General features: G+C 68.4%; 8 protein-coding genes and 2 rRNA genes (1 of these 10 cut by a window edge). 9 read left to right on the plus strand and 1 reads right to left on the minus strand.

Annotated features, from left to right (window positions below; all coding sequences use genetic code 11):
- A 23S ribosomal RNA gene (locus tag OG702_RS23375) occupies positions 1–2,101 on the plus strand; it begins 1,024 nt to the left of the window's first position.
- A 100-nt stretch (positions 2,102–2,201) separates the two neighbouring features.
- A 5S ribosomal RNA gene (gene rrf / locus OG702_RS23380) occupies positions 2,202–2,318 on the plus strand.
- A gap of 70 nt (positions 2,319–2,388) precedes the next feature.
- Here the strand turns inward: rrf and OG702_RS23385 are convergent.
- Positions 2,389–3,831, minus strand: coding sequence for a hypothetical protein (locus tag OG702_RS23385; RefSeq protein ID WP_327290885.1), 1,443 nt, complete (start codon positions 3,829–3,831; stop codon positions 2,389–2,391).
- Between the two features lie 91 nt (positions 3,832–3,922).
- On the opposite strand from OG702_RS23385, the gene mtnA reads away from it, so the two are divergent.
- From mtnA to OG702_RS23420, 7 genes are all read left to right on the plus strand, one after another.
- Positions 3,923–4,987 (plus strand): S-methyl-5-thioribose-1-phosphate isomerase, encoded by a 1,065-nt coding sequence (mtnA, locus tag OG702_RS23390; protein ID WP_327290886.1) that lies wholly within the window; start codon positions 3,923–3,925, stop codon positions 4,985–4,987.
- A gap of 147 nt (positions 4,988–5,134) precedes the next feature.
- The gene (mtrA, locus tag OG702_RS23395) at positions 5,135–5,824 is read left to right on the plus strand and encodes an MtrAB system response regulator MtrA (protein ID WP_106966605.1); all 690 of its coding nucleotides are present in this window, start codon (positions 5,135–5,137) and stop codon (positions 5,822–5,824) included.
- Position 5,825: 1 nt separating this feature from the next.
- Positions 5,826–7,787: an MtrAB system histidine kinase MtrB gene (mtrB, locus tag OG702_RS23400; RefSeq protein WP_327290887.1), complete on the plus strand. Its 1,962-nt coding sequence runs from the start codon at positions 5,826–5,828 to the stop codon at positions 7,785–7,787.
- A complete protein-coding gene (locus OG702_RS23405; RefSeq protein ID WP_327290888.1) occupies positions 7,787–9,628 on the plus strand; it encodes an LpqB family beta-propeller domain-containing protein in 1,842 nt (613 codons plus the stop codon). Before mtrB ends, OG702_RS23405 begins: the two co-directional genes overlap by 1 nt.
- A gap of 124 nt (positions 9,629–9,752) precedes the next feature.
- Positions 9,753–10,460, plus strand: a complete 708-nt coding sequence (locus OG702_RS23410; protein WP_327290889.1) for a ComF family protein — start codon at positions 9,753–9,755, stop codon at positions 10,458–10,460.
- Between the two features lie 278 nt (positions 10,461–10,738).
- Entirely contained in the window at positions 10,739–11,431 is a 693-nt protein-coding gene (gene hpf, locus OG702_RS23415; protein WP_327290890.1) for a ribosome hibernation-promoting factor, HPF/YfiA family, read from the plus strand.
- 125 nt (positions 11,432–11,556) lie between these two features.
- The gene (locus tag OG702_RS23420) at positions 11,557–12,303 is read left to right on the plus strand and encodes a response regulator (protein WP_442814518.1); all 747 of its coding nucleotides are present in this window, start codon (positions 11,557–11,559) and stop codon (positions 12,301–12,303) included.
- Positions 12,304–12,339 lie beyond the last annotated feature (36 nt).

Genomic DNA, 12,339 nt, shown 5'->3' on the forward strand with positions numbered 1-12,339 from the left:
CCGGTAAGTGAGAGCGCGGCAGTGAGACTGTGGGGGATAAGCTCCATGGTCGAGAGGGAAACAGCCCAGAGCATCGACTAAGGCCCCTAAGCGTACGCTAAGTGGGAAAGGATGTGGAGTCGCAGAGACAACCAGGAGGTTGGCTTAGAAGCAGCCATCCTTGAAAGAGTGCGTAATAGCTCACTGGTCAAGTGATTCCGCGCCGACAATGTAGCGGGGCTCAAGCGTACCGCCGAAGTCGTGTCATTCGTACATATAGGGCTAACGCCTGTACGGATGGGTAGGGGAGCGTCGTGTGCCGGGTGAAGCCGCGCCGGAAGGCAGTGGTGGACGGTTCACGAGTGAGAATGCAGGCATGAGTAGCGATACAAGAGTGGGAAACTCTTGCGCCGATTGACTAAGGGTTCCTGGGTCAAGCTGATCTGCCCAGGGTAAGTCGGGACCTAAGGCGAGGCCGACAGGCGTAGTCGATGGACAACCGGTTGATATTCCGGTACCCGCTGTAAAGCGCCCAGTGCTGAACCAGGCGATGCTAAGTCCGTGAAGCCGCCTCTGATCTCTTCGGAGTGAGGGGGAGTGGTGGAGCCGACGGACCAGACTTGTAGTAGGTAAGTGATGGGGTGACGCAGGAAGGTAGTCCAGCCCGGGCGGTGGTTGTCCCGGGGTAAGGGTGTAGGACGTGCGGTAGGTAAATCCGTCGCACATGTGTCTGAGACCTGATGCCGAGCCGATTGTGGTGAAGTGGATGATCCTATGCTGTCGAGAAAAGCCTCTAGCGAGTTTTATGGCGGCCCGTACCCTAAACCGACTCAGGTGGTCAGGTAGAGAATACCGAGGCGTTCGGGTGAACTATGGTTAAGGAACTCGGCAAAATGCCCCCGTAACTTCGGGAGAAGGGGGGCCATGTCTGGTGATCCGATTTACTCGGTGAGCTGGGTGTGGCCGCAGAGACCAGCGAGAAGCGACTGTTTACTAAAAACACAGGTCCGTGCGAAGCCGTAAGGCGATGTATACGGACTGACGCCTGCCCGGTGCTGGAACGTTAAGGGGACCGGTTAGTCACATTTCGGTGTGGCGAAGCTGAGAACTTAAGCGCCAGTAAACGGCGGTGGTAACTATAACCATCCTAAGGTAGCGAAATTCCTTGTCGGGTAAGTTCCGACCTGCACGAATGGCGTAACGACTTCTCGACTGTCTCAACCATAGGCCCGGTGAAATTGCACTACGAGTAAAGATGCTCGTTTCGCGCAGCAGGACGGAAAGACCCCGGGACCTTTACTATAGCTTGATATTGGTGTTCGGTTCGGCTTGTGTAGGATAGGTGGGAGACTGTGAACTTCAAGCGCCAGCTTGGGGGGAGTCGTCGTTGAAATACCACTCTGGTCGTGCTGGATGTCTAACCTCGGTCCGTGATCCGGATCAGGGACAGTGTCTGGTGGGTAGTTTAACTGGGGCGGTTGCCTCCTAAAGGGTAACGGAGGCGCCCAAAGGTTCCCTCAGCCTGGTTGGCAATCAGGTGTTGAGTGTAAGTGCACAAGGGAGCTTGACTGTGAGACTGACGGGTCGAGCAGGTACGAAAGTAGGGACTAGTGATCCGGCGGTGGCTTGTGGAAGCGCCGTCGCTCAACGGATAAAAGGTACCCCGGGGATAACAGGCTGATCTTCCCCAAGAGTCCATATCGACGGGATGGTTTGGCACCTCGATGTCGGCTCGTCGCATCCTGGGGCTGGAGTCGGTCCCAAGGGTTGGGCTGTTCGCCCATTAAAGCGGTACGCGAGCTGGGTTTAGAACGTCGTGAGACAGTTCGGTCCCTATCCGCTGCGCGCGTAGGAGTCTTGAGAAGGGCTGTCCCTAGTACGAGAGGACCGGGACGGACGAACCTCTGGTGTGCCAGTTGTCCTGCCAAGGGCATGGCTGGTTGGCTACGTTCGGGAGGGATAACCGCTGAAAGCATCTAAGCGGGAAGCCTGCTTCGAGATGAGGGCTCCCACCCACTTGATGGGGTAAGGCTCCCAGTAGACGACTGGGTTGATAGGCCGGATGTGGAAGCCCTGTAAGGGGTGGAGCTGACCGGTACTAATAGGCCGAGGGCTTGTCCTCAGTTGCTCGCGTCCACTGTGTGGTTCTGAAACAACCAGCCACCACACACCCACACCCCCTGGCGGGGTGGTCGGGTGGTGTGGTGTGTGTTTCATGGTGTTTCGGTGGTCATAGCGTTAGGGAAACGCCCGGTTACATTCCGAACCCGGAAGCTAAGCCTTTCAGCGCCGATGGTACTGCAGGGGGGACCCTGTGGGAGAGTAGGACACCGCCGAACAATCTTTGATAAAGCGTCGGCCCCCGTGCAATGCACGGGGGCCGACGCTTTTCTGCGTTTACCCGGTCCGTCAGTGGTCGGCGCCCACCGTTTCCTGGGCTTCGTATCCGGGGACCCTCGCCGCGCGCCCGAGGTCGATGTCGAGGGCTTCACGGCGGATGCGCTGGTCGATGTACAGCAGGGAGACGGCGCCGGCGCTGACCGGCAGGGTCAGGGCGGAGCTGATCACGCCGCCGATGGCGACGATGATGATGGTGGTCCAACTGCTGTCCGTGCTCGCGGAGAAGACGCTGCTCACGTTGTCGCCGCCCACCGCGTCCGCGATCAGCACGAAGGGCAGCTGGATGACGAAGGACGCGAGTGCTGCGAGGAACAGCATGAGCATCTGGATGCCGAGGACCCGCCACCACGCGCCGTTGACGAGTTTCACCGAGCGCTTCAACGCTGCTTTGACGCCCTGCTTTTCGAGCATGAGCGCAGGGGCGGTGAGGCTCCAGAGATTCCACTGCCAGATCGAGACGACGACTCCGAACAGCAGTCCGAGCGAGGCGATGGAGGCGCCGCCCCCTTCGCCGCCGGCCAGGGCGATCAGCAGACCGGGTGCGGCAGGCACTGCGATGATCAGGCAGAGCGCGATCGGCAGCAGCAGCGCGAGGCCGACGAGCTGCGCCAGCCGCGGGCGGACGTCCTGCCAGACCGTCGCGACAGTCGTCGGCCGGCCGAGCACCGCGCGGCTGATGACGACGGTGAGCAGGCCGGCGGTGAGGATCACCCCGACCATGCTGGTCACGACGAGCAGCAGCGATGCCGAGGCACTGCCGCTGAGCGCGTGCAGGATGTCGTGGACGCTCGGGTCGGAGTTCCGGTTGAGGTCATCAATTCGGGTGTCATCAATAAGGAGTCCACTGATCAGGGCGTTGACGCTCTCCGTCAGAAGCCCCACCACGAAGGCCATCAGCATCGCGGCCCGCCAGTGCTGCCGCAGGGTGGAGACGGCGCCCTGGAGGATCTCTCCCACGTCCAACGGGCGCAGCGGGATGACGCCGGGCTGCGGCGCGGGCGGCTTGGTGGCGTACGGGGGCTGGGCGGCGTCGTACTGACCCGCCGTCGGACCCCAGCGCGGGCCGCCGTCCTGTGGCGGCGGGGACGTCCACTGCTGACCCCAGCCGCCGGGGCGGCCTGTGGCCTCCGGTGCCGGCGCGGGTGCCTCGGACGGCGCGGGCGCGTCGGGACGCGCTGCTGTGGGCGCTGTGGCGGGTTCGGGGGGCAGGGCGGCGGTCGCCCGCGGGTCCTCGGCCGAGGGCGTGTGCCACTGGCCGGGCGGGGGCTGCTGCTGCGACCAGACGCCGGTCACCGGCGGTACTGCGGGCGGCTTCTGCGCGGCAGTCCCGTCCTGCTCGCTGCCGGTCTCCTCGCCTGTGGGTGCTGGGGGCGTGTCCTGGGGGCTGTCGCCGCTGTCCGGCTCTGGTGAGCCGGAGGATCCGGGCGAGGCCCAGCCCGGAGTGTTGGTCATCGGAGGCTGCCCTTTCGTATGTGCTGCCGGTACTCATCGCCATCGTGTCACGGGCTGCCGCAGGTCGGCCCTGGCAGGGCAGACTGGGTGGATGGGTGATCACCTCGCGAAATCCGGTCATGGCACGGTCGTTGCGCTGCGTTGGGAGGAGCCGCCGGACGGACCTGTCCTGGTGCTGCTCGACCAGACGCGGCTGCCGCACGAGGAGGTGGAGCTGGTCTGCACGGACGTGCCGGCGCTCGTGCAGGCGATACGTTCCCTCGCCGTCCGGGGCGCGCCGCTGCTCGGCCTCGCGGGGGCGTACGGGATCGCGCTGGCCGCGGCCCGCGGTTACGACGTGGACGACGCTGCCGGGGTGCTCGCGCATGCCAGGCCGACAGCGGTGAACCTCGGCTACGGGGTGCGGCGCGCACTGGCCGCGTTCCGCTCGGCGGGCCACGGTCAGGGGGCGGCCGCCGCGCTCGCGGAGGCGCGGAGCCTGCATGCCGAGGACGCGGCCGCGAGTACGGCGATGGCGGCGTACGGTGTGCAGCTGCTCACGGAGTTGGCGCCGGGCGGCGGCTACCGGATCTTGACGCACTGCAACACCGGCGCGCTGGTGTCCGGCGGAGAAGGGACCGCGCTAGGCGTGGTCAAGGCGGTGCACCGGGCAGGGGAGCTGCGGCGGTTGTGGGTGGACGAGACCCGTCCGCTCTTCCAGGGCTCCCGGCTGACGGCGTGGGAGGCGGCGCGGGCGGGGATGCCGTACACGCTGCTGGCCGACAACGCCGCGGGGTCGCTGTTCACGGCGGGCGAGGTGGACGCGGTGCTGATCGGGGCGGACCGGATCGCGGCCGACGGGTCGACGGCGAACAAGGTGGGAAGCTATCCGCTGGCGGTGCTCGCCCGTTATCACCACGTGCCGTTCGTCGTGGTCGCGCCGACGACGTCGGTCGATCAGGGCACCCCTGATGGGGCCGCGATTGAGGTGGAGCAGCGGCCTGGGAGCGAGGTGACGGATCTGGCTCCCTCACCGCTCGGTACGCAGGCCTATAATCCGGCATTCGATGTCACACCGCCGGAGCTGATCACCGCGATCGTCACGGAGAACGGTGTGGTGTCACCGGTGACTGCCGAGAGCCTCGCGGCGGTCTGCGCACAGAAGGACGCTCGGTGACGCTCCGTGGAGCGTGGTGAGCGGAGCGGTCCACACGTTTTCCACAGGCTGCAACTGGGGGGCAGCGCAACCGTGCACAACCATGGACAATAGTCGCATAGCGTGACCTTGATCACGAAAGGTCACCAGTATCGATATGCAAATGGGATGATGGTCGGTATGAAGGGACGTGTCCTGGTCGTCGACGACGACACTGCGCTGTCAGAGATGCTTGGCATCGTGCTGCGCGGAGAAGGTTTCGAGCCGTCGTTCTGCGCGGACGGTGACAAGGCGCTGGCCGCTTTTCGGGAGGCCAAGCCGGATCTGGTGCTGCTCGATCTGATGCTGCCCGGGCGGGACGGTATCGACGTCTGCCGGCAGATCAGGGCCGAATCAGGCGTGCCGATCGTCATGCTCACGGCGAAGAGCGACACGGTGGACGTGGTGGTCGGCCTGGAGTCGGGCGCTGACGACTACGTCATCAAGCCGTTCAAGCCCAAGGAGCTGGTGGCCCGGGTTCGGGCGCGCCTGCGGCGGGCCGAGGAGCCCACGCCGGAGCAGCTGACCATAGGCGATCTGGTGATCGACGTGGCCGGCCACTCGGTGAAGCGTGACGGCCAGCCGATCGCGCTCACGCCGCTGGAGTTCGACCTGCTGGTCGCGCTCGCCCGCAAGCCGTGGCAGGTGTTCACCCGTGAGGTGCTGCTGGAGCAGGTGTGGGGCTATCGGCACGCGGCGGACACCCGGCTGGTGAACGTACATGTGCAGAGGCTGCGCTCCAAGGTCGAGCAGGACCCGGAGCGCCCGGAGATCGTGGTGACCGTCCGCGGGGTCGGTTACAAGGCGGGACCGGGCTGAGATGTGCGCGTCGTACGAGCGTGAGCGGCTGGAGAGCCGGCTCGCGGACCCCATGCGCGGTCTGCAGCCGGTGATCCGCTCGTGCGCGCGCTGGGCACGGCGTCCGCTGCAGCCGGCAGCCCGGCTGTGGCGGCGCAATCTCCAGCTGCGGGTGGTCGCCTTCACCTTGCTGATGTCGGTGGGCGTGGTGCTGCTGCTCGGATTCGTGGTCATCGGCCAGGTGCGGAACGGCCTGCTCGACGCCAAGGAGAAGGCGGCGGAGAATCAGGCCACCGGCGGCTTCTCCGTCGCCTTGAACATGGCGAGCCCGGGCAGCCAGGCGCAGGACAGCTCGGGGACGGGGTCGACTCCCGACCCCGTCGACTCGGGCACCTGGCTCAACAACCTGGTCGCCCAGTTCCAGAGCGGTGGCGCGGGTGTGTACTGGATCGCCACGCTGAGCCCGGCCGCCGACACGGGCGCGGGCGACTTCGGCGGGTCCAGCGTCGACCCCCGCGGAGCCCGCGGTTCGAATCATGCCTCGCCCACGGCCAGCATTCCCAAGGCCCTCAGCGACGCGGTCGAGACGCACACCGGCCCCCTCAAGCAGTACACGATGCTCAGGTTCGACAACGGCACCCAGCCACGGCCCGCGCTCGCGGTCGGCAAACGCCTCACGGACCCCAACGGCAACGCGTATCAGCTGTACTACCTGTTCCCCTTCGACCAGGAGGAGAAGACCCTCGGCCTGGTCAAGGGCACTCTGGCGACGGCCGGCATCTTCGTGGTGGTGCTGCTGGGCGCCATCGCCTGGCTGGTGACCCGGCAGGTGGTCACGCCGGTTCGGATGGCCGCCGGGATCGCCGAGCGCTTCGCGGCGGGCCGGCTGCAGGAACGCATGCAGGTCTCCGGTGAGGACGACATCGCGCGGCTCGGCGAGTCGTTCAACAAGATGGCGCAGAGCCTCCAGGTCAAGATCCAGCAGCTGGAGGACCTGTCGAGGATGCAGCGCCGCTTCGTCTCCGACGTCTCGCACGAGCTGCGGACCCCGCTGACGACGGTACGGATGGCCGCGGACGTCATCCATGACGCGCGCACCGACTTCGATCCGGTGACGTCCCGCTCGGCCGAACTGCTGCAGAACCAGCTGGACCGCTTCGAGTCGCTGCTGTCGGACCTGCTGGAGATCAGCAGGTTCGACGCGGGCGCGGCCGAGCTGTCGGCGGAGCCGATAGACCTGCGCGAGGTCGTCCGGCGCGTGGTCGACGCGGCGGAGCCGCTGGCGGAGCGCAAGGGCAGCCGCGTGGTGATACGCGGCGACGCCCAGCCGGTCATCGCCGAGGCCGACCCGCGCCGGGTCGAGCGGGTGCTGCGCAATCTGGTGGTCAACGCGATCGAGCACGGCGAGGGCCGGGATGTGGTCGTGCGGCTGGCGACCGCCGACGGTGCGGTCGCCGTGGCGGTCCGGGACTACGGTGTCGGGCTCAAGCCCGGCGAGGCGACCCGGGTGTTCAACCGCTTCTGGCGGGCCGACCCGGCGCGGGCGCGTACCACCGGCGGCACGGGCCTGGGGCTGTCGATCGCCGTGGAGGACGCGCGGCTGCACGGTGGCTGGCTCCAGGCGTGGGGCGAGGCGGGCGGCGGATCGCAGTTCCGCATGACGCTGCCGCGCACGGCCGGCGACAGCCTGCGCGGGTCCCCCATCGCGCTGGAACCTGACGATTCACGCCGCAACCGCGGTCTGATCGCGTCGCAGGCGGCCCTGGCGAGCGTGCCCGCACCGCGAGCGGGGAGCGGGTTCGGCGCTTCCGGCGCGGCGGGCAACGGGCACGGGACGGACGCGGGGCGGTCGCGCCCGCCGCTCATACCGCCGATGCCCAGCGTGGCTCCGGCGCGCCCGGCGACGGCGGATCCCGCCGCACTGCCGGGCAACGGGGCGCGGGTGGTGGAGCGCAGGGAAGCGACTCGGGAGGACGAGGCCTGATGCGTGCCAAGGGGGGCCGCGCCCTGCGCGTGCTCAAGGTCGGCGCGCTGCCGCTGGGCGCTGCCCTGCTGCTGGCCGGATGCGCGTCCATGCCGAGCAGCGGCGAGGTCCGCAAGGTCGACAACGGGCACCTGACGGACGGCGACGCGCAGGTGCGGGTGTTCGGCATCCCGCCGCACCCGGGCGAGAGCGCCTCGGAGATCGTCAGCGGTTTCCTGGAGGCCACCACCAGCGGCGAATCCGACTTCGCCACGGCCAAGAAGTACCTGAGTACGGATTTCAAGGACCACTGGAATCCGTTCGCGGGCATCAGCGTGCTGTCCAACGGTCCGCAGAGCGACGACGGCACCGACACCGATCCCAAGGCGACGACGGCCACGGTCGGGGTGTCGGGCACCAAGGTGGCGCTGGTGGACGTCAAGCACGCCTACCAGCCCGACCAGGGCGACTTCCGCACCACGGTGCGGCTGGTCAAGCAGGGCACCGAGTGGCGGATCGCCCGGCTGCCCGACGGACTGATCCTGTCCGAGCCCGACTTCCAGCGGATATACCGCTCGGTGAACATGTACTACTTCGCCAAGCTGGGTTCGGACGCCGAGCGGTCGGGAAAGCGGCATCAGACGCTGGTCGCCGACCCGGTGTATCTGCGCAGCCAGCAGACCGACTCGCTGGCCTCCACCGTGTCGGCACTGCTCGGCGGTCCGACGGACTGGCTGGCGCCCGCTGTCACCTCGGCGGCCCCCTCCGGTCTGCAGATCTACGGCAAGGGCCCGGGCCAGGGCGTCACGCTCGACGATTCGCAGCACCTCAAGGTGCGGCTGAACAAGCCGGCGGACCGGCTGGGGTCGGAGCAGTGCCGGCGGCTGGCCGCGCAGCTCATCGCCACCGTGCAGGGGCAGGCATCCGTGACGCTGGAGTCGGTGGACGTCCAGCGCGCCGACGGAGCGACGGCCTGCACGCTGTCGAGCGTCCAGGCGCGGGAGTACGGGCCGGCGAATTTGATCGGTTCGGCGGCCGGGCCGTACTTCATCGGGTCCGAGCAGCACCAGCTGTACGAGATGCCGACGGACGACGGGGCGGCGAATCCGGTGCGCGGGCCGTTCGGGTCCGCCAAGGCGGACCTGGCGTCGGTCGCGGTGCGCCGCGACGGGCAGGTGGCCGCGGGGGTCAAGACCGACGGGCGGCGGCTGGTGGTCGGCTCCCTGGAGAACGACGAGCCGTTCCAGGTCTCGCAGCTGACCAGTTCCGCGCAGGACCCGAAGGACGGCCTGAGCGCGCCGAGCTGGGACGGTTTCGACGACCTGTGGGTGGCCGACCGCAATCCGGCGGTCTCCAAGCTGTACGTGCTGCGCAACGGCACGGGGGCGCCCGCCGAGGTGCAGGTGCCGAAGCTGGACGAGCGGGTGGAATCGCTGCAGGTCGCCTCCGACGGGGTGCGGATCGTCCTGGTGGTCGACGAGAAGGGCGTCAAGACGCTGCAGCTCGGGCTGATCGACCGGGCCGGCACGCAGGACAAGCCGAAGTTCACCGTGACGGGGCTGCACGATCTCACTCCGACAGGGGAGACGGTCAGCTCGGTGTCGTGGGCGGGCGCCAGCCGGCTGGTGGTGCTGGGCAGCGACCGCGAGCGCGGCGGCGGGCAGCAGATCCAGTACGTGAACACCGACGGGTCCGCGCTTCCCCCGCTGGAGAGCATCGGCGAGGCGGCGTCGGTGGCGGCCTCCGAGGACCAGACCAGGCCGCTGCTGGCGTCCTACAACGGCTACGTGTACTGGCTGCCCGACGAGTCGAACTGGAAGAGGGCCAGCCCCAAGGGCAGCAGCCCGGTCTACCCGGGCTGACCGCCGGCCGGGCCTGGCCGGCGGTCAGGCCCGCCCGGCGGTTGTCAGGTGCCTGCTCGGAGTTGTCCACAGCCCCCGAACGAGTGACTGGCAGCCGGACACCGGCAGCGGCCAGAGTGAATGCATGCGGGGCTGGTGGCGAGAGGTCGCCGGACTGGTGCTGCCGGCGGACTGCGCCGGCTGCGGGCATCCGCGGACGGAACTGTGCGAGCGGTGCCGGGGGCTGCTGGGCGGGGCGTCCTCGGTGCGGCGGGTGCGTCCCGTGCCGGAGCCGGCCGGGCTGCCACCGGTCTACGCGGCGGGGCGGTACGGCGACGAGGTGCGGGCCGTGCTGCTGGCACACAAGGAAAGGGGCGTGCTGGGCCTGGCCCGCCCGCTGGGAACGGCCCTTGCCGCGGCTGTAGGGCCGCTGGGCGTCGCCGGGACGGTGCTGCTGGTCCCGGTGCCCTCCGCGCGGCGGGCAGTGGCCAGGCGGGGCCATGACGCCACGGCGCGGATGGCCCGTGCCGCGGCCGCGGTGCTGCGCCGGCAGGGGACGCCGGCCCGGGCGCTGACCGCACTGCGGCAGGGGCGGGCGGTCGCCGACCAGTCCGGCCTGGACGGCGCGGGCCGGCTGGCGAATCTGTCCGGTGCGGTGGAGGCGGCTGGTGCCTGTGTGGCGCTGCTCGCGGCGGCGCCGGTGGTGCTGGTCGACGACCTGATGACCACCGGAACGTCACTGAGCGTGGCGGCGGAGGCGGTCACGGTGGCGGGCGGGAGGGTGGCGGGAGCGGCGGTGGTGGCGGGACCGGAGGACATCGAAACCCACGTCCGACGACATCGTCGCAGGTGACAGCGGGCCGATTTCACCCGAATGGAGGTAGCGCTCCGCTGGGGATGCCGGCTCCCGCAGTCCGGGACTATGTTCGGGGGAGAGGGAAGCGAACACTATGGGGTGTTGATCTTCCCAGTGGGGCAGGAGGAGGTGAAAGCCGCGGCTTCGTGGTACCGGGTGAGCCCGGGACGCGGAGCGGCAGCAAACGCAGCGCCGGACGGGACTGGCACCCGGGCCGGCCTCAGCGAAAGGGACCGCTGCCGGTCAGCCGGCGCGGTCCGGGAACGGAGTTCTGCGTGGACATCGTCGTCAAGGGCCGCAAGACCGAGGTGCCTGAGCGGTTCCGGAAGCACGTGGCCGAGAAGCTTGACAAGATCCAGAAGCTCGACGGCAAGGTGATCAGCCTGGACGTCGAGGTGTCCAAGGAGCTCAACCCGCGGCAGGCGGACCATTCCGACCGGGTGGAGATCACGCTCAACACCCGTGGCCCGGTGGTTCGGGCGGAGGCGGCGGCCGCCGATCCGTACGCCGCGCTGGACGTCGCGGTCGCCAAGCTGGAGGCGCGGCTGCGCAAGGCCGCGAGCAAGCGCCACACCCGCAGGGGAAACGGCCGGATCCCGGCCGCGGACGTTGCCTCGGCCGTACCGGACGCGGCGTACATGAACGCCGAGGGCGAGCCGGTCGGCGGTGGTGGCCCGTCGGCGGACGGCGGTGTGCCGACCAAGCGGATCGGCACGATGGAAGTGCGCGGCGACGGCCCGCTGGTGGTGAGGGAGAAGACGCACGCGGCGGTGCCGATGGCGCTGGACCAGGCGTTGTACGAGATGGAACTGGTCGGTCACGACTTCTACCTGTTCGTCGACGCCGAGACCAAGCAGCCGAGCGTGGTCTACCGGCGGCACGGCTACGACTACGGCGTGATCCACCTCAACGCGGACGAGGCGGGGTCGGAGGCGCCGGGCGGCGCCGGCGGGCTGCTGCGCCGCTGAGACTCGCCGCCGGACGGTAGGGCGGAAGCACGTGGTGCCCCCGGGTTCGTCCGGGGGCACCACGGCGCCGGGACGTGAAATGCTGGACCAGAAGTGGTGAACTCTGGTCTGAGGGGGAGGATCTGATGCCGGATTTCGCGCACCGGGCTGCCGGAGGGAGCGGACCCAGCCCCTACGAGGAACCGGAGGATCCGGCCGGGCCGGCACCGGTCGAGCCGATCCGGGTGCTGGTGGTCGACGACCACGCGCTGTTCCGGCGGGGCCTGGAGATCGTGCTCGCGCAGGAGGAGGACATCCAGGTCGTCGGCGAGGCCGGGGACGGGGCGGAAGCGGTGGACAAGGCGGCCGACCTGCTGCCTGACATCGTGCTGATGGACGTGCGGATGCCGCGCCGGGGCGGCATCGAGGCCTGTACCTCCATCAAGGAGGTGGCCCCCAGCGCGAAGATCATCATGCTGACCATAAGCGATGAGGAAGCCGACCTCTACGAGGCGATCAAGGCCGGTGCGACCGGCTATCTGCTCAAGGAGATCTCCACCGACGAGGTGGCCACCGCGATCCGCGCGGTGGCGGACGGGCAGTCGCAGATCAGCCCGTCGATGGCGTCCAAGCTGCTGACCGAGTTCAAGTCGATGATCCAGCGCACCGACGAGCGGCGGCTGGTGCCCGCGCCCAAGCTCACCGACCGGGAGCTGGAGGTGCTCAAGCTGGTGGCCACCGGACTGAACAACCGCGACATAGCCAAGCAGCTCTTCATCAGCGAGAACACGGTGAAGAACCACGTGCGCAACATCCTGGAGAAGCTGCAGCTGCACTCCAGGATGGAGGCCGTGGTCTACGCGATGCGGGAGAAGATCCTGGAGATCCGCTGACGCCCGGGCCGGTGCCGACACCGGCGCCGCGACCGC

Source organism: Streptomyces sp. NBC_01198, from assembly GCF_036010485.1.
Taxonomy (GTDB): Bacteria; Actinomycetota; Actinomycetes; order Streptomycetales; family Streptomycetaceae; genus Actinacidiphila.